The sequence below is a fragment of the Candidatus Eisenbacteria bacterium genome (assembly GCA_016930695.1).
Taxonomy (GTDB): Bacteria; Orphanbacterota; Orphanbacteria; order Orphanbacterales; family Orphanbacteraceae; genus JAFGGD01.
In genome coordinates this window covers 33,888-50,917 of the sequence record JAFGGD010000006.1, presented here as the reverse complement: position 1 = coordinate 50,917, position 17,030 = coordinate 33,888, and the positions used below count along the sequence as shown (strand labels likewise).

Genomic DNA, 17,030 nt, shown 5'->3' with positions numbered 1-17,030 from the left:
GAAGGGAGACCGGTGGGGGAAGAGAATGAATCGATACCGATTCCAAACGCCCCGGACTCCGAGAAGGATTACCCGTCCGTCCTCCTTCCCACACCATGCCCCGAAGGGAGAGCCGGCGGGGGAAGAAAAGGCACCCTCACCCTAACCCTCACCCGCCATCCCTTCCGCCGCCGGGTCGGCCCGTGATATAATGCAGGTGCGTTCCCCCGATGAACGAGCCGATCCGCCGATAACGACCGGACGCCGGGCGCGGTTCCGCCTATTCCCTTCTCCGTCACGGAACCCGCCCCCCGGAGAGGAGTTCCGTATGACCAGCCGCCGCTTGCTCCGAACGATCTTGTTGTTCACCCTCATCGCCTTCGCCGGCACGGCTCTCGCCGATGGCGACCCCGAACGGGGCCTCACGACTCCGGTTCTTCCTGGCGTAGGAGGCGCGGCGGGCGACGATCTCGATCGCGCCGTCGTTCCCGTCCCCTCCCGAGAACCACTGGCGAGCTACCCGTCGCTCCACGCCCGGGACGATTCGGATTGGGCCCTCGTCCAGTCGGACAGCTTTTTCACCTGCCTGCGCGCCGGCGAGACTCAGGTGATCCATTTCGACCGAAACGCCTGCGCCTTCGCGATGATCTTTCCCGAAGACCCGGTGATCGCCCGCGCCTACGAGGCGATCGACTACGCCCCGGATTGGATGGGCCTCGACCTGCGGGACGCCTTCTCCCGCCTCGACCCAACGACCCAGGATTTCTACGCCGGACTCATCCTAAGCGCCGTCGATCCCTACGTGGACGAGGTCGCTTTCGTGGTCGCCCACACCGCCCCGGAGGTGCTCACTTCCGGCAGCTTCCCGACCGACATCCTCCAGGAAAACGCCGAGGACGTATACGCCCACGACCCCTATTTGGATTACGTGGAGATTGTCGACTACGGAAGCGCCTCGACGGGGGGAGACTATTACTCCACCGTTTCCTATCAGACCGCCGCCGAGCGAGGCACCACCACCGTCGAACTTCCGCGAGAGCGTTATTACTGGGACATCGTCCACCCCAAGATCACCGACGAGATGCCCCTTTACATCGACCCGGACACGGGTGACCCCGCGTCGCCGCCGGCGGGCCGTTTCTGGCGCGAGTACGTTTTCACCCACGCCGACTCCGGCTTCCCCATCCTCCGCGACGCCCTCGCCGGGATCCAGGTCCTGTGGGAAGGGAACGTGGACAGCAAGACCAACGGCGCCGTCGGCGCGATCACCCAGTGGATCCAGGACGCGCTCGACTTCGGTTCCGGCGCGGAGCGACCGATCCAGCCGGTCCGCATCCTGGCGATCCACCTCGGCCGGTGCGGCGAACACGCGGACATCACCGCCGCGGCGTCGCGGGCGGCGCTCATCCCGACCAACTCCGCCTCGGCGGTCGCCAGCGACCATACCTGGAACGAGTTCTGGGACCAACGGTGGGTCCCATGGGAGCCGGTGAACAACTACGTCGACTCGGGCTGGCATTACGAGGGCTGGGGGAAATCGTTCAACGCCATCTTCGATTGGCGCGGCGACGACTGGACATGGACCGTGACCGAAAGGTACACCCCCTCCTGCACGCTCACCGTCTTCGTGGCCGACTCGCTCGGCTACCCGGTGGACGGGGCGAAGGTGACCAACGCGAAACGGATCGACGGCACCTACTACATCGCGAGCGCCTGGGACTACACCGACAGCCGCGGCATGGCCCGCTTCATCGTCGGCGACAGCCAGGAGCTACGGGTCCGTTTCGACAGCGAGATCGGCTCCTACCCGACCGGGCCGCTTTACCGCATGGCGTGCGACAGCAGCATGGCCGACTCGCATTACGTTTATGCGCGAAGCATCGCGGCCGAGCGACCGCGCCTGCCCATGGGGCCGGCGCCGCTCCCGAAGGACCGCGCCGCCGAGTTCCAGCTCCGGATCACCTTCGCCGTCGGCGAAGAGTACGTTTACGGCCAGAACTCGATCGGCGGCAAGACCTTCTCGGACCGGCGGCCGAGCGGCGCGGTCGAGTTTTTCCTCTGCGACGAGGCGAATTACGCCGCCTATCAGGCGCCGGACAGCTTCACCGCCTACGAGATCCTCGAGGACGAGGACTCGGCGACGGTGGTCTTCACCCTGCCCACCGACGGGGACTGGTACGCCGTCCTCTCCAACGAGGAACATCTGGTGAACACCCAGGTGCTGAGCGGCCGGGCGGAACTGTACTGCCGCTTCGCCACCGGCGTCGCCGGCGGGGAGAATCTCCCGGCGCCGCGCACGGCCCTCGGGGAGAACCGTCCCAATCCCTTCAACCCGCTGACCGCGATCCGCTTCACCCTCGCCCGAGAGGGCCGCGCGTCCGTAACGATCTACGACCCCGCGGGGCGCCGTGTCCGAACGCTCCTCTCCGGCGCTCTCCCGGCGGGCGATCACGAAGCGGTCTGGGACGGCCGGGACGACCGCGGCCGGGATGTCGCCGCGGGCGTTTACTTCTGCCGCCTCGACGCCGGGGACGCCCGGATGAGCCGCAAGATGGTGCTTCTCCGATAAACGAATTTGCTCGATCGATCCGGCGGGCGGCGGGGGGAACCCCGCCGCCTTTTCGCGGCCCCCCGGCGACGGTCGCCGGAAAAGGCGGTTTGCGGTATCCTTCTCCCTCCGAGCGCGAACGGGAGAACCCGGAGAAAAGAGGGGGCGGCCTCTGCGCCCCGGAGGAGTTCGATGGACGGAAGAACGGTGAAGGGGCGCGGGGCGTTCCGCGCCCGCCGCGTGTTGACCGTCTCGGCGGCGCACGCGATGCACGACACCTACACCGCCTTCCTCCCCCTCTTCGTCGCCACCCTGGCGATGAGCAAAACCGAAGCGGGTCTCCTGGACGTCGTCCGCCAAGCCCCCTGGCTTCTCATGCCTTTCGTCGGGCACATGGCGGACCGCTTCCGATCGCACGCGCTCGTGATTCTCGCCCCCGCGGTGACCGGCGCCGCGATGACCCTCCTCGGCGTCGCCCCCGGTTTCGGCGCCATGGCGCTTCTTCTCCTCGTGGTGGGAATCAGCTCCTCCGCGTTCCACGGCGTCGCCCCCGCGCTCAGCAGCGCCGCTTCCGGCTCCCGGATCGGCCTCGGCATGGGACTCTGGATGGTCGGCGGCGAGCTGGGCCGCACCATCGGCCCGATCGTTTTTCCCCCCGCCCTCGCCCTGCTCGGCCCGGGAGGGCTTCCGTGGCTGATGATCGGCGGCATCCTCGGATCGGCGCTCCTCTGGCGGTGGCTGAGGGGATCGGAGGCGCCGCACTTGGACACCATCCACGACCCTCTCCCCTGGCGGAACGCGGTCCGCCGCATGGGCCCGCTTCTCGCGCCGATCACGGCGATCTTCTTCCTCCGCTCCTTTCTGGTGCGGGGGCTCACCTTCTATCTCCCCACCTTTCTGCGCGAGGGAGGGGATTCCCTCTGGCTCGCCGGCGTCTCCCTCGCCTGCCTCGAAGGGGCGGGCGTGGCGGGCGCCCTCCTCGGCGGCGGCATCAGCGACCGAATCGGCCGCAGGCGCACGCTCACGATCTCCTTGGCGAGCACGCCGTTCCTCCTCTTCCTCTTCCTGGTCGCCGGCGGCCCGTTCCGTTTCGCGCTTCTTCTCCTCCTCGGCTTCACCTCCCTCGCCGTGAACCCGATCCTCCTGGCGCTGGTCCACGAGAGCTTCCCCGGCAATCGGGCGCTGGCGAACAGCGTGTACATGGCGCTCAGCACGGCGGTGAACATGATCGGCGTCTTCGGGATGGGGGTCTTCAGCGATCTCTGGACGCTGGGCGTCACATTCCCGGTGAGCGCGGCGCTCGCGCTCCTCTGCATCCCGGTCGTCCGGCTTCTGCCGCGCCGAGTCCCCGGCGCGCCCGATCCCCTCGCGCCCCCGGAGAGCACCCCCTGAGCCAGCCGCCCGTCCTCGCCCCGGAGTCCCGCCCATGCCCCGCTCACGCTCCCCGGAAGGAGCCCTTGCATTTCCGCGCGGTCCCTCGATAAAATAGTGCCTCGGGTTCACGGGAGAGGTTTTTATAAAAGGACGGCGTAAACGACATGAGTTATCTCGTTCTCGTCATCAGCGCCCTGTTCGTCAACAACTTGGTCCTGGTGCGGTTTCTGGGGATCTGTCCCTTCCTGGGCGTTTCCAAGAAACTCTCCACGGCGCTCGGCATGAGCGGCGCGGTGCTCTTCGTGATGGGCCTGGCCAGCGTGGTCAGCTGGCTGGTGTTTCACTATCTGCTCAAGCCCTTCGATCTGCTTTTCCTGCAAACCCTGGCGTTCATTCTCATCATCGCGGCGATGGTTCAGCTCGTGGAGCTGGCGCTGCAGAAGCTCAGCCCGACGCTCCACAAGACGCTGGGGATTTTCCTCCCCCTGATCACCACCAACTGCGCGGTGCTCGGCGTGGCGATGATGAACATCCAGCTCGAGCACTCCCTCCTGGAAACGCTGGTCTTTTCCGTCGCCGGCGCGGGCGGCTTCGGCCTCGCCCTGATTCTCTTCTCCGGCATCCGGGAGGTGTTGGATCTTGCGGACACGCCCAAGGTTTTCCGGGGAACCGCCATCGCCCTCGTGACGGCGGGCATTCTGTCCTTGGCGTTCCAGGGTTTCAGCGGCTTGGTGAAGGGTTAAACACGTTCACGGTTTTCGCGAGAGGGGCCCTCAAGTGATCATTGCGGTTTCGGTTCTCGCGGGTCTCGGATTGGTCGCCGGCTTCGGCCTCGCCCTGGCCGCCCGGTTCTTCGCGGTCGAGACGGACCCGCGCCAGGAAAAGGTCCTCGACGCTCTTCCCGGCGCCAATTGCGGCGGCTGCGGCTTCGCCGGATGCAGCGACTTCGCCGCCGCCGTCGTGAAAGGGCTCGCCCCGCCGAACGGTTGCCCGGTCGGGGGCATGGAGACGACTTTCAAGATCGCCGAGATCATGGGGATGTCCGCCGACGCCTCCGCCCACGTGGCGAAGATGGCGCTGGTGCTCTGCCAGGGAACGGACGACGTCGCGCCGGTCAAGTTCCTCTACAACGGAAGCGCCACCTGCGCCTCGGCGGCCCAGCTCGCCGGAGGACAAAAGCTCTGCTCCTACGGCTGCCTCGGCTTCGGCGACTGCCAGCGCGCCTGCCCCTTCGGGGCGATCGAGATCACCGAGGGTGGAGTCGCCCGAGTGATCCGGCAGCGGTGCACCGGCTGCGGCAACTGCGTCGAAGCCTGTCCCAAGAACCTGATCCGGCTCGTGCCGGTGACGGCGCGCGTCCACATTCTCTGCAGCAACAAGGACAAGGGGGCGGCGGCGCGCAAGGCGTGCCAAGTGGCGTGCATCGCGTGCCGAAAGTGCCAGAAGGTCGCCGGCGAGGAACACATCGAAATGGACGGTTTCCTCGCCCGCATCAAGTACGACGACCCGCCGTCCGATCCGGCCCTCGCCGGTGAGTGCCCCACGGGCGCGATCCGGGCGATCAGCCTGGACGGAAGCCCGATCCCGATCCCGGCGACGAAGGAAGATGCCGCGGCTTCGGCTTCCGGCGGAGGTGAGTGATGAAGTTCCACGGGGGGATTCATCCCAAGTACAACAAGGACACCGCCGGCGCCCCGATCGAGGAGATGCCCCTTCTCGGACGGTACGTGGTCCCTCTGTCGCAGCACCTCGGCGCGCCCGGCGAGGCGATCGTCGAAAAGGGGCAGGAGGTGAAGCGGGGGGAACCGCTCTCCAAGGCCGCCGGTTTCGTTTCCGTGCCGGTGCATGCGCCGACCAGCGGCAAGGTGAAATCCGTCGGCGAGTTCCCGCACCCGATGGGGCGGACGATGCCGGCGGTGGAGATCGAGTCGGACGGCGCGGACGAGTGGTGGGAAGGGGTAAAGCCCCGCGGCGAGTGGCGCGGGCTGGACGCGGACGCGGTCAAGAAGATCCTCTGCGACGCCGGCCTCGTCGGAATGGGGGGCGCCACCTTCCCGACGCACGTCAAACTGAGTCCGCCGAAAGACAAGCCGATCCGCACCTTCATCCTGAACGCCGCCGAGTGCGAGCCTTTCCTGACCAGCGACCACCGGGTGATGCTGGAACACGCCGGGGAGGTGATGGAGGGGGTCGGCCTGTTCATGAAGACTCTGGGCGTGGAACGCGCCTTTATCGGAGTGGAAAACAACAAGCCCGACGCCTACGAGTCGCTCGAGAAGGCGTGCCCGGCGGACGTGAAGACAGAGCTGGTCTTTTTAGAGACGAAGTATCCGCAGGGCTCCGAGAAGCACCTGATCCGCGCGCTCACCGGGCGGGAGGTCCCTTCCGGCGGCCTGCCGATGGACGTGGGCTGCCTGGTGCAGAACGTGGGGACCGCCAAAGCGGCTTTCGACGCCGTCGAAAAGGGGATTCCGCTGATCGAGCGGGTCGCCACCGTCACCGGCAACGGAATCCGGCAGCCGAAGAACGTGCTCTTCCGGGTCGGCGCGCCCCTGGCGGACATCCTCGAGTTCTGCGGCGGCCTGAACGACGACGCGACGAAGGTGATCCTGGGAGGCCCGATGATGGGCGTGGCCCAACATTCGCTGGAGGCGCCCGCCATCAAGGGGACGAGCGGCGTGCTCTGCTTCCCCCGGGCGGAGATTTATCAGTACACGACCAAGGCGTGCGTCCGCTGCGGCCGGTGCATCGACGTCTGCCCGATGGGGCTCACGCCGAGCGTCATGGGGCTGTTGGCGGAACGGGAACGCTGGGAAGAGCTTTGCGCGTACAATCTCGCCGACTGCATGGAGTGCGGGAGTTGCGCCTGGACGTGCCCTTCCTCGCGGCCGCTGGTCCAGTTCATCCGGCGGGGCAAGGTGGAGGTGCGGGAGATTCTGAAGCGGCGGAAAGAAGCCGCGTCGTAATCCATTATCCTCGGTTCCGCTTCGGGCGGGCATGGAGGAATCGGTTTTGACGGAAGAACAGGGAGGCGCCCCGAGGCCCGCCCCGAACGAGGGGAAACCGGCGGAGAGCCCGAAACCGCAGAAACCGGAGAAGAAGACGCCGCCCAAGGCGCCCCTTTTCCTGATGAGCAGCTCGCCTCACGTGCACTCCCCCGAAGAGGTGCCGGGGGCGATGCGCGCCGTGGTCTACGCTTTGATCCCGGCCGCCCTGGCGGGGATCTGGTTTTTCGGCATCAACGGGGTGCGCGTGATCGCCCTCTCGATGATCGGCTGCGCTTTTTTCGAGTGGGGATGGCAGCGGCTGCTGAAGAAACCGAGCTCCGTGGGCGACTGGAGCGCCCTGGTGACCGGCCTGCTCCTCGCCATGAACCTGCCCGCCACGACGCCTTCCTGGATGGTGCTGCTCGGCGCGCTCGTCGCCATCGTGCTGGCGAAGCAGATCTACGGCGGCCTGGGATACAATCCCTTCAATCCAGCGCTGGTGGCGCGGGTTTTCCTGCTGATCAGTTTCCCGGTGCAGCTCACCAACTGGGCGCTGCCGGGCGGCGCGAGCGGCTGGTTCACCGTGGACGCCGCGACGGGCGCGACCCCCCTCGGCGCGATCAAGGAGGCGATCTCCCTCGGCACGCCTCTCAGCGAACTGAACCTGGCGCCCCTCACGGATCTGTTCATCGGAAACCGCTCCGGAAGCCTCGGCGAGGTGAGCGTCCTCTTTCTCGCCCTCGGCGGGCTCTATCTCGTTTGGCGCAAGATCATCAGCTGGCACATCCCGGCCAGTTTCATCCTGACCGTTTTCGTCTTCACCGGGATCGCCCACTGGGCCTCGCCGGAACGTTACGCCCCCCCGATGTTCCACGTGCTGACCGGCGGCCTCTGGATCGGCGCGGTGTTCATGGCCACCGACTGGGTGTCGTCGCCGGTAACCAAGAAGGGGATGCTCATCTTCGGTTTCGGCTGCGGCCTGCTGACGGCCGTCATCCGCCTCTGGGGCGGTTACCCGGAGGGGGTGAGTTTCGCCATCCTGCTGATGAACGCGGCGGTTCCGCTGATCGACCGATACACCAAGCCGCGTGTCTTCGGGACGCGCAAGACTTATGAGGAGGCGAAGGCGGCATGAAGGACATGTTGAATCTCTCGCTCCGGCTCGCGCTGATCTGCGCGGTCGCCGCCCTCCTGCTGACCCAGGTGAACGGCATAACGCGGGAACCGATCCTTCTGGCGGAGAACGCGGCGGAGGTGGCGGCCATCGAGGCGGTCCTTCCCGCCTTCGACAACAAGCCTGTGGAGGACACGGCGGTGACCCGCGAGGGGACGGCCGAGGAAGCCACTTATCACATCGGCATCAAGGACGGACGGTACGCCGGCGCCGCCTTCAAGGCGGTCACCTACGACGGCTACTCGGGCGAGATCGTGAGCATGATCGGCGTGGGCGCGGAGGGAAACCTTACGGGGATGCGGATCCTCCGCCACGCCGAAACGCCCGGCCTGGGGGCCAAGTACGCCGACGCGGCTTTGCTGAACGAGTTTTACGTCGGCCGACCGTTGGTCGGAACGGACTGGCGGGTGAAGAAGGACGGCGGTCCGATCGACGCGATCAGCGGCGCCACCGTGACGGGGCGGGCGGTCTGCGGCGCGCTCGCGGCGGCGATGAACCGCTTCCGGGAGGACCTGCCGGCGATTCTCGAGGCCTCCGCCGGTTACGGCGGCGCGGCGCCCGGCGGTGACGGAACGGAGGACGCGGCAACGGCGACGGCCGAGGAAAGGGTGGGCGATGAGTAGAACGGACATTCTGCTGCGCGGTCTCTGGAAGGACCACCCGATCTTCCGGCTCGTGCTCGGCATGTGCCCCACGCTGGCGGTGACCACTTCCGTGGTGAACGGTCTCGGCATGGGGCTCGCCACCACCTTCGTGCTCATCTGCAGCAACGGGATCATCTCGCTGCTCCGCGGCTTCATCCCCAAGAAGGTGCGGATCCCCGCCTTCATCGTGGTGATCGCCACCTTCGTGACCGTCGTGGACCTGGTGATGCACGGGTACTTCTACGACCTCCACAAAAGCCTCGGGCTCTTCATCCCCCTCATCGTGGTGAACTGCATCATCCTCGGCCGGGCCGAGGCGTTCGCCAGCCGAAACGGGGTTCTCGACTCCCTCCTGGACGGGATCGGGATGGGGCTCGGCTTCACGATCGGGCTGATGGTGCTCGGCGGCGTGCGGGAGATCTTCGGCAACGGGACCGTTCTCGGCTTCTCCGTTTTCGGCGACCGCTTTCTCCCCATGCTGGTCATGATCCTGCCTCCGGGCGCGTTCCTCTCCCTCGGTTTCCTGTTGGCCCTGATGAACAAGCTGGAGGAACGGCGGGCGATTCGGGCCGGCGAGGTCTACGAACCGCCGCGGGAACAGGACTGCGGCAACTGCGCCCTCTGCAAGCTGGACGGCTGCGACTGAGCCTTCCGACAAGGCGGATTATTCCTTCGCGGGCCGGACCATCCGGCCCGTTTTTTTATATCCAAAGAAGATCAGAGAAGGACGAAGAGCGTCTCCATGCCGGGGAGGAGGGTGACGCGCCCCTTCAGCCGGCCGGTCAGGAAAACCCGGTGCGGCTCCCCGTCGGAATCGGCGGGGAGGACGAGAATGGCGTCCACGCCGGGGTAGCTCTCGGCGAGAACTTCCTTGGCGCGCGCCGGGCCGAGAACGAAGAGGGCGGTGGAGAGCGCGTCGCCGAGGGTGGCGTCGGGCGTGAGCACGGTGGCGCTGAGGGATCCCTCCGCCGGGCGGCCGGTGGCCGGGTTCATGATGTGGCCGTAGCGGCGGCCGTCGATCGTCACGAAGCGCTCGTAGGAGCCGCTCGTGGCGACCGCCCCCTCCGCCGTCTCCACCGCCGCGAAGAGCGCGCCGGGATCGAGCGGGTTCCGGATCCCCACCCGCCAGCGATCCTTGCCGGGCGGCGCGCCGAGGCAATAGAGGTTGCCGCCGAGGTCGATGAGCGCGCCCGGGACGCCGAGCGCCCGGAGCCGCTCCGACGCCCGGTCGACGGCGAATCCCTTGGCGATCCCGCCGAGATCGAAGCGGACGCCTTCTCTCTCCTTGATCACCGCGCGCCCCGCGCGGTCGTGCCGGTAACCGCCGAGGAGGGCGCGCGCGGAATCGATCTCAGCCTGAGACGGGAGCCGCCCCTCTCGCCGGTAGAAACCCCAGAGTCGCATGAGGGGATCGGCGGTGGGATCGAAGGCGCCGCCGCTCGCCGCGCCGACATCCTCCGCTCGGGCGAGGCACTCGTCGAGCCAGGGAGAGAGGGGGAAGGGAACGCCCGCCGGCGCATCGTTCAAGCGGCCGATCTCCGACGACGGATCCCAGGCGTTCATCAACGCCGTCACGGAGTCGAAGACGGCGCGGACCGCGGCCACGCCCTCCCGGCCGCGCTCGGCATCGACGCCGTGAATCTCCACCCGCGCCCAGGTTCCCATCGTCTCCCACTCTTCCCGAACCGCCTCCCGGCCGCCGCAACCGGCGGCGAGGAGCGCGGCGAAGAGCGCGTGCATGGCGGCGTTCCCGGCGAATCGAACGTTCATGGGCTCTCCTCCGTCGTCGTCCCCGTCCGGTTTTCCCTTTGCGCCGGAGGGAAAACCGTCCCGCGATTCTAGCACGACGCGTTGGGGGGATTCACCGGCGGCGCGGCGATTGCGGCGACGCCCGCCGGCGCAATCCGGTGCCCCGCCCCCCCATCTCGTGTACACTCGTCTCGCCATGAGGAACCAGACCCGCGCTTACCTTCTCGCCCTCGCCGCCGTGCTCTGCTGGTCCACCGTGGCGACCGCATTCGAACTCACGCTACGCCGCGCCGACCCGCTCACCATGCTTTTCTGGTCGAGCCTCGCTTCGACGATCTTCCTCTTCGCCTACCGCCGCGCGCGCGAGGGAGGATTCGGATTCCCCGCCGGCCCGGACCGCGGCCGAGAGTGGCGCGCCTCCGCGCTGAACGGCCTTCTCAACCCTTTCCTCTATTACACGGTCCTCTTCACCGCCTACGATCTCCTCCCGGCGCAGGAGGCGCAGCCCCTCAACTATACGTGGCCGATCGTGGTCACCCTTCTCTCCGCGCCGATGCTCGGCCAGCGCCTCCGCCCGGCGTCGCTCCTCGCGGTGTTTCTCGGCTTTCTCGGCGTGCTCATCATCTCTACCCACGGCGATCCCCTCGGCTTCCGTTTCACTCATGGGCCGGGTGCGCTGCTCGCCGTCGGGAGCAGCCTCGTCTGGGCGCTCTATTGGATACGGAACGTACGGGACCGGCGCGACGCCACCGCCAAGCTCTCCCTCGGTTTCCTCTTCGGAACCCTCTATGTCGGCATCGCTCTCTTCGCCGCCGGCCGCGCCGCCCTCCCCTCCGGCCCGGCGCTCCTCGGATCGCTCTACATCGGCCTCTTCGAGATGGGCCTCGCCTTTCTCCTCTGGCTCCGCGCACTCTCCCTCTCCGAGACCTCGGCGCGCGTGAGCAACCTCGTCTATCTCTCCCCCTTCCTCTCCCTCGTCCCGATCCATTACGTCGTGGGCGAGGAGATCCTCCCCTCATCGGTACTCGGACTCGTGGTCATCGTTCTGGGAATCGCCGCGCAAAAACAGTGGGGCTAAAAAAAAGCCGGACCGCGTCCGTCGGGCCCGGCCCCGGAGGGACCGGTCGGAACGCGATCCGGACCTCGTCGCGCGGAAACCGGACGTGGGGCATCCGTGGAAGAAAAACCCCGCGCGAACGCGTTTTTTCCGCCGCCTTCTCAGGCCGCCGGCACCCGTCTGCTCGGCGGATTTTGTTTCGTCTCCAAACGATAGTAGGCCCTCAGGCGGGCCGCGAAATCCGCTTCCTCGAACTTGTCCAGCTGGAGCACGTCCACCATCCGCTCAAGAAGGTGGGGCCGTTTCCGTATTTCCAGATCCAGTTCGTGTTTGGCGTCGTCCGGTCCGAAGAGGACGATGCGGTCCGCGCCGGAGACGGCGGCGAGTATCTGTTGATAGAAGGCGCGGCGCAGGTCGCGCCCGCCCGGCCCTTTGCGCCTCACGATCCGGGATTCACGGGCACGCGAATGTTCCCGCGCCCCTTCGTCGTCCGGATCCGCCTCGATGCACTTCACAGCGGGGTTCCCGTCGGGGCCGATTTCGATCATGTAGGCCCTCCGCAGGTCCACCCACAAACCCATCAGTTTCATCATCGCTCCGCTCCTGGCGGCTGGTTTCAGTCCGGCGGCGGCCCACGCCGACGCCGGTCGGACTCGCGCGTCCGGACGGGGACGGTCCCCGGACGTTCCTTCTTCAACCGGCCGCCCGAGCGGCCCGCCTCCCGATCCCGGAATCGCGACCCGCCGCCGCGATTCTCTTCTTCGCCGAAAGCCGATCCTTACCCCCCGGGGTCAGCGTTTCGGCGTGGGTCGCTCCGGGATCAGGATGGTGCCTGCTGCGGCGGCTTTATCGCCACGGCTCTTCGGCCGTACGATCTTCGCGTTCCTGGCCGGTTTCGCGGCTTTCGCCTTCGTCTTCCCGGTCTCCGCCTTCGCCTCCTTCGAGGCGCGGCTCTTCACCCCCAGCTTCTTTTCCATGCCTCCTCCACATTCTTTATCGAAAGCCGCCCCGGATCGGCGGACTCGTGGATTCTCTCCGCGGGTGAAAAGGAGACTTCGCAAGCGGCGGGCCAGTTCACCCCCCGAAATGTCGAACGTCCATCTTGTTGTTTTTAGGGTTGTTACGGCACGCGCACCGGCACAAGCCCCCAAGAACCGCCCCGTTCGGAGCCTTGACTTCCGATTTGTCGGTATCTATACTTCAATTTAATCGGAGGTTTGAGTTCTTATGTTGGTTCGCGTGTTGCTCGCGGTCCCGTCGCGGGAGGAACAGAAACGGCTGGCCGGCCTCATTCAACGCCAGGCGGATGTCCTCCTCTCCGGCCTCGAGGGGGGCGAGGTGGTGTGGGACCGCCTCGCCGCGGACCCGCACGACCTGGTGGTGATCGCCCGATCACTTCTCCCGGAGCCGGTGGACGAGTCGATCTCCGCGATCCGCAATCTGCCGGACCGTCCCGAGGTGATCGTCGTCGGTGAAACGGGTGGGGCGGAGGAGCAGGCGCGAATGCTCGCCGCCGGCGGGCTGGCGGTCCTTCTGCCGGAGTTGCCGGACAACGTGCTCGCCGACGAACTGCGCGCGCTCACCGAACGGCGGCGGGAACACGCCCTGAACCGCCTGGACGCGGAGCGTCCCCGCAAGAGCAGCCGCCTTTCCGACTTCGTCACACTGAGCCCCGCCATGCTCCGTCTGATGGCGATCGCCCGGCAGGTCGCCGGCGCCAACACATCCCTGCTCCTTCTGGGCGAAACCGGCGTCGGCAAGGAGTGGCTCGCCCGGGCGATCCACGAGGAGGGGAACCGCGCCGAGGGTCCCTTCATCGCCGTGAACTGCGGCGCCATCCCGGAGACGCTGATCGAGAGCGAACTCTTCGGCCACGAGGAGGGCGCGTTCACCGACGCCCGCAAGGGACGCCGGGGTCACTTCGAACTCGCCCATCGGGGGACCATCTTCCTCGACGAAATCGCCGACCTCTCCACGCGGGTTCAGGTGAAGCTGCTTCGGGTCCTTCAGGAGCGAAAGATTCAGCGCGTCGGCGGGGAAAAGGAGATCGAGGTGGACGTACGGATCATGGCGGCCACCAATCGCGACCTGATGGAAGAGGTGCGCGCCGGCCGCTTCCGCTCCGATCTCTACTACCGGCTCGGCGTGGTCACCCTGACCGTCCCCCCGCTCCGGCAGCGCCGCGAGGACATCCCCGACCTGGTACGGAATTACCTGGGCGTTTATCGGAACCGCCTCGGCCGGGATCTGACCGGCATCCGGCCGGAGGCGATGGCCGCGCTGGTGCGGTACGACTGGCCGGGGAACGTGCGGGAGCTGATCAACGTGATCGAGAGGACCGTCCTTCTCTGCCCGCTGAGCGAGATTCGGAACGAGGACCTTCCCGAGGAGATCACGCGGGGGCGGCGCGAAGAGAGCCCCGGCGACGCGGCGGGCGGGGAAGAGGAGGGGGGGGCGGCGGGCGGCGTCCGGACCGACCGGCCTTTGCGGGAGGCGAGACGCGAAGCGGCGGACGCCTTCGAGCGCGCCTACCTCGACTCGCTCCTCCACAGAACCCGCGGGCGGATCGGCGAGACGGCGCGCCTGGCCGGCATCACCCCCCGCGCCCTCTTCGACAAGATGCGCCGCCACGGCCTGCGAAAAGAGGACTACAGGTAATTGATCGAACGTGCGGGCCGGCAAACCCCGGAACCTACCCAGACAACGACCCATTTCGAAGAATCCGATTTCTGTGTTAGGATACACTGGGCTCGACCTCTTGGATCTTGCGCTTTTCAAAAGCGTGTTTTCTCCAAGGCACCACACAGATCATGAAGTACCGCATGTATATCGACGAGGTCGGGAATTCCGGAATCGCTTGCTCGACCAATCCTTTACACAGACATCTCAGCCTAACCGGGATAATCATCGACCTACAGCATGTGAACGACATACTGTTTCCGGAATTGGAATCCTTCAAATCAAAGTTCTTTCTTAATCATCCCGACGACCCCGTTGTTCTTCATCGCAAAGATTTAATCCGCAAGAGTGGACCGTTCGCAGTCTTGAAGGACCCAAGCAAGAACATCTTGTTTAATAAAACACTCCTGTCCTTGCTCGCCAAGTGGGAATATAGAGTAATCACCGTGGCAATCGACAAACACGAACATCAGCGCCGCTATACAACCTGGCTTTTTGATCCCTATCATTATTGTCTAAGAATTTTAGTAGAACGTTTTGTGCTATTCCTGAATTCAAAACATGCTTTGGGCGATGTAATGGCTGAATCGCGCGGGGGCAAAGAAGACCTAAGGCTAAAGGAGTCCTTTGCTCGTATTCACGTTGAGGGAACCGAGTATGTCCCAGTTGAGCTGGTTCAAGAAAGGCTGACCAGCAGACAATTGAAAGTAAAAAACAAGAAAAACAACATAGCCGGTCTTCAACTTGCCGACATGATTGCACATCCGAGCTTTCGGGCTTGTGTGACCAAGAAGCAAAAAGAAAAACTCCCCGAAACCTTTGGAGGCCAGATCGCCGCAATTCTGGAATCAAAGAAATACCATAGAGACCCGAAAGGTAGAATCGAAGGCTGGGGCAGGAAATGGCTCCCATAGAAAAAGAGCCCCGAAGGGCTCCCGATGGCGCATCGCCATCCACCTCCGGTCATGCCGGATTGCTTTCAAGTTAGACTCGCTTACCCTTATTGTCAACCCTATTCCCACTCCACCACATGGAAGAAGCCGAGTTCCCGAATCTCCTCGGGGAGTTCGCGGTATTCCGGCGGGCCTTCCTCTTCCAGCCCGGCGGCGATGCGCTTCGCCTCCTCGATGTAACGGTCGTACTCCGCCTTCCTCTTTTCGTCGGTCAGACAATCCCGGAGCGCGTTCTCCCCGCCGAGCGCCTCGGCGATCCCGAAGGACGCATCCTCCTCCCACCCCTCCTCGATGGCGGTCCAGGTGCCCGTGGCGGTTTCGAAACGATAGAGCGGCAGGAAGAGATGCCCCTTCTCGGCGAGGAATTCAACCGCCCGCAGGATGTAATCGAAATCGATCTCGTCGAGGACGTAATGAAAGCCGATCCGCACCCAGCCCGGTTTGATCCCCTGAAAGCCGGCATGGATCTGGCAGCGGTACCGCTCGGAGGATGTTTCGTCGATGCCGAGGAGCGCGTGGCCGTAGGGCCCCGCACAGGAGCAGCCCGCCCGCGACTGGATCCCGAAGAGGTCGTTGAAGAGGCGGGTGACCAGCTTGGGGTGAAGGTATCGCTCGTCATGCCGGATGTTGAAAGAGACGATGGCGAGGTGCGTCTCCGGCTTGGGATCGCCGAGGATCTCCAGGTTCGGCGCCGCCTTCATCCTCTCGAGGGCGCGGCCGAGGTAGGTCCTCTCGCGCCGCTCGATCACGTCCACGCCGACGGCGTGCTTCAGCTCCATGGCGAGCGCCGCCTTCATCACCTGCAGGGTCCCCGGCGTGCCCGATTTTTCCCGCGTTTCGATGTCGGCGCTGTAGTCGTGGGCGACGGCGCTCACGTAGTCCACCGTGCCGCCGGCGCCGAAGGTGGGGGGGAGGTCGGTCCGATAGACCCCGCGGTGGAAAAGAAGGATGCCGCTCGACCCCGGTCCGCCCAGGAACTTGTGCGGCGAGAGGAAGACGGCGTCGAAGTAGGAGTCGCCGTCCCGGTTCATGTCGATCTCCACGTAGGGGGCGCTCGCGGCGAAATCGAAACAGACGAGAGCGCCGTGGCGGTGCAGGATGCGGGCGACTTCGTAAACCGGAGTCTTCACTCCGGTGACGTTGGACGCCGCCGAGAAACTGCCGATCTTGAGGCGACCGTCGTGCCTCCGGTCCGAGACCTTGCGCTCCAGATCCTTTAGGTCCATCCCACCGTCCGGCGCGAGGCCGATCATTACCGTTTCCGCGAACGCTTCCCTCCAAGAGATGTCGTTGGAGTGGTGTTCGTAGGGACCGATGAAAACCACCGGCGCCCGCCGTTTCCACGCTTCCAGAAAGGTCCGCGCCGCGCCGCCGCCGCGCGCCCGGTCGTGCTCCTCCGCGCCCCTCTCCAAACGGTCCTTGAGAGCCGGCGGCGCGTAGACGCCGAGGATCTCCTGAAGCTTCTGGATCGCGCCGGTGGTCCCGCTTCCCACGGCGATGACGCAGGTGTTCTCGTCGCCGTTCACCTCGCGCTTGATGATCTTCTCCGCCAGATGAAGCATCTCGGTGGTGCTCCGGCCGGTCTCGTCATCCTCGGTGTGCGTGTTGGCGTAGCTCTCCTGAATCTTCATCAGGTAACGCTCCAGAAAACGCACGTTTCGCCCCGAGGCGGTGTAGTCGGTGTAAACCAGCAGGCGTTTCCCGAAGGGGGTGGCGTAGCGGAAATTGCACCCCACCACCTCGCGGTGGAGGGCGCTCAGCGTGATCTGCGGAAGCATGGAGCGCTCTCTCATCGGTTCATCCTCGGGTGCGGGGTTTCGATCCTGCCGGTCGCGCCGCCGATTATAATACAGGAGAGGAATGCGCCCAAGGCCCCAAGGCGGCGG

General features: G+C 65.8%; 15 protein-coding genes. 11 read left to right on the top strand and 4 right to left on the bottom strand.

Annotated elements, in window-relative coordinates:
• Positions 1-307 precede the first annotated feature (307 nt).
• From JW958_00560 to JW958_00525, 8 genes are all read left to right on the top strand, one after another.
• Positions 308-2,548 carry a hypothetical protein gene (locus JW958_00560; protein ID MBN1824721.1) on the top strand — a complete coding sequence of 747 codons (2,241 nt, stop codon included), beginning with the start codon at positions 308-310 and terminating at the stop codon, positions 2,546-2,548.
• Positions 2,549-2,719: 171 nt separating this feature from the next.
• Complete coding sequence (locus tag JW958_00555; protein MBN1824720.1) at positions 2,720-3,919, top strand: MFS transporter; 1,200 nt, start codon at positions 2,720-2,722, stop codon at positions 3,917-3,919.
• A gap of 146 nt (positions 3,920-4,065) precedes the next feature.
• Entirely contained in the window at positions 4,066-4,644 is a 579-nt protein-coding gene (gene rsxA, locus JW958_00550) for an electron transport complex subunit RsxA (GenBank protein ID MBN1824719.1), read from the top strand.
• Positions 4,645-4,678: 34 nt separating this feature from the next.
• Complete coding sequence (locus tag JW958_00545) at positions 4,679-5,542, top strand: RnfABCDGE type electron transport complex subunit B (GenBank protein ID MBN1824718.1); 864 nt, start codon at positions 4,679-4,681, stop codon at positions 5,540-5,542.
• The gene (gene rsxC, locus JW958_00540) at positions 5,542-6,867 is read left to right on the top strand and encodes an electron transport complex subunit RsxC (protein MBN1824717.1); all 1,326 of its coding nucleotides are present in this window, start codon (positions 5,542-5,544) and stop codon (positions 6,865-6,867) included. Before JW958_00545 ends, rsxC begins: the two co-directional genes overlap by 1 nt.
• Positions 6,868-7,030: 163 nt before the next feature.
• Positions 7,031-8,023 (top strand): RnfABCDGE type electron transport complex subunit D, encoded by a 993-nt coding sequence (locus tag JW958_00535; GenBank protein ID MBN1824716.1) that lies wholly within the window; start codon positions 7,031-7,033, stop codon positions 8,021-8,023.
• Positions 8,020-8,685, top strand: coding sequence for an RnfABCDGE type electron transport complex subunit G (locus tag JW958_00530; GenBank protein MBN1824715.1), 666 nt, complete (start codon positions 8,020-8,022; stop codon positions 8,683-8,685). Before JW958_00535 ends, JW958_00530 begins: the two co-directional genes overlap by 4 nt.
• On the top strand, positions 8,678-9,352 hold the full coding sequence (locus JW958_00525; GenBank protein ID MBN1824714.1) for an electron transport complex subunit E: 675 nt from the start codon (positions 8,678-8,680) through the stop codon (positions 9,350-9,352). Before JW958_00530 ends, JW958_00525 begins: the two co-directional genes overlap by 8 nt.
• A gap of 71 nt (positions 9,353-9,423) precedes the next feature.
• Here the strand turns inward: JW958_00525 and JW958_00520 are convergent, their stop codons facing one another.
• Entirely contained in the window at positions 9,424-10,476 is a 1,053-nt protein-coding gene (locus JW958_00520) for an FAD:protein FMN transferase (GenBank protein ID MBN1824713.1), read from the bottom strand.
• Positions 10,477-10,651: 175 nt separating this feature from the next.
• Between JW958_00520 and JW958_00515 the strand changes: the two genes are divergently transcribed.
• Positions 10,652-11,533, top strand: a complete 882-nt coding sequence (locus JW958_00515) for a DMT family transporter (GenBank protein MBN1824712.1) — start codon at positions 10,652-10,654, stop codon at positions 11,531-11,533.
• Positions 11,534-11,673: 140 nt separating this feature from the next.
• Here the strand turns inward: JW958_00515 and JW958_00510 are convergent, their stop codons facing one another.
• Positions 11,674-12,105: a hypothetical protein gene (locus JW958_00510; GenBank protein ID MBN1824711.1), complete on the bottom strand. Its 432-nt coding sequence runs from the start codon at positions 12,103-12,105 to the stop codon at positions 11,674-11,676.
• Positions 12,106-12,303: 198 nt separating this feature from the next.
• The gene (locus tag JW958_00505; GenBank protein ID MBN1824710.1) at positions 12,304-12,489 is read right to left on the bottom strand and encodes a hypothetical protein; all 186 of its coding nucleotides are present in this window, start codon (positions 12,487-12,489) and stop codon (positions 12,304-12,306) included.
• Between the two features lie 250 nt (positions 12,490-12,739).
• On the opposite strand from JW958_00505, the gene JW958_00500 reads away from it, so the two are divergent.
• Together JW958_00500 and JW958_00495 are read left to right on the top strand one after the other, a co-directional pair.
• Positions 12,740-14,170 (top strand): sigma-54-dependent Fis family transcriptional regulator, encoded by a 1,431-nt coding sequence (locus JW958_00500; protein ID MBN1824709.1) that lies wholly within the window; start codon positions 12,740-12,742, stop codon positions 14,168-14,170.
• A gap of 164 nt (positions 14,171-14,334) precedes the next feature.
• Positions 14,335-15,105, top strand: coding sequence for a DUF3800 domain-containing protein (locus JW958_00495; GenBank protein ID MBN1824708.1), 771 nt, complete (start codon positions 14,335-14,337; stop codon positions 15,103-15,105).
• 98 nt (positions 15,106-15,203) lie between these two features.
• Here the strand turns inward: JW958_00495 and JW958_00490 are convergent, their stop codons facing one another.
• On the bottom strand, positions 15,204-16,937 hold the full coding sequence (locus JW958_00490) for an aminotransferase class V-fold PLP-dependent enzyme (GenBank protein MBN1824707.1): 1,734 nt from the start codon (positions 16,935-16,937) through the stop codon (positions 15,204-15,206).
• Positions 16,938-17,030: the final 93 nt, after the last annotated feature.

What these genes read in the sequence shown, in the direction of transcription:
- JW958_00490 (MBN1824707.1), bottom strand. Translation starts at nt 16,937, where the DNA reads ATGAGAGAGCGCTCCATGCTTCCGCAGATCACGCTGAGCGCCCTCCAC.
- JW958_00530 (MBN1824715.1), top strand. Translation starts at nt 8,020, where the DNA reads ATGAAGGACATGTTGAATCTCTCGCTCCGGCTCGCGCTGATCTGCGCG.
- JW958_00560 (MBN1824721.1), top strand. Translation starts at nt 308, where the DNA reads ATGACCAGCCGCCGCTTGCTCCGAACGATCTTGTTGTTCACCCTCATC.
- JW958_00500 (MBN1824709.1), top strand. Translation starts at nt 12,740, where the DNA reads ATGTTGGTTCGCGTGTTGCTCGCGGTCCCGTCGCGGGAGGAACAGAAA.
- JW958_00555 (MBN1824720.1), top strand. Translation starts at nt 2,720, where the DNA reads ATGGACGGAAGAACGGTGAAGGGGCGCGGGGCGTTCCGCGCCCGCCGC.
- JW958_00535 (MBN1824716.1), top strand. Translation starts at nt 7,031, where the DNA reads ATGAGCAGCTCGCCTCACGTGCACTCCCCCGAAGAGGTGCCGGGGGCG.
- JW958_00525 (MBN1824714.1), top strand. Translation starts at nt 8,678, where the DNA reads ATGAGTAGAACGGACATTCTGCTGCGCGGTCTCTGGAAGGACCACCCG.
- JW958_00505 (MBN1824710.1), bottom strand. Translation starts at nt 12,489, where the DNA reads ATGGAAAAGAAGCTGGGGGTGAAGAGCCGCGCCTCGAAGGAGGCGAAG.
- JW958_00520 (MBN1824713.1), bottom strand. Translation starts at nt 10,476, where the DNA reads ATGAACGTTCGATTCGCCGGGAACGCCGCCATGCACGCGCTCTTCGCC.
- JW958_00495 (MBN1824708.1), top strand. Translation starts at nt 14,335, where the DNA reads ATGTATATCGACGAGGTCGGGAATTCCGGAATCGCTTGCTCGACCAAT.
- rsxA (MBN1824719.1), top strand. Translation starts at nt 4,066, where the DNA reads ATGAGTTATCTCGTTCTCGTCATCAGCGCCCTGTTCGTCAACAACTTG.
- rsxC (MBN1824717.1), top strand. Translation starts at nt 5,542, where the DNA reads ATGAAGTTCCACGGGGGGATTCATCCCAAGTACAACAAGGACACCGCC.
- JW958_00515 (MBN1824712.1), top strand. Translation starts at nt 10,652, where the DNA reads ATGAGGAACCAGACCCGCGCTTACCTTCTCGCCCTCGCCGCCGTGCTC.
- JW958_00510 (MBN1824711.1), bottom strand. Translation starts at nt 12,105, where the DNA reads ATGATGAAACTGATGGGTTTGTGGGTGGACCTGCGGAGGGCCTACATG.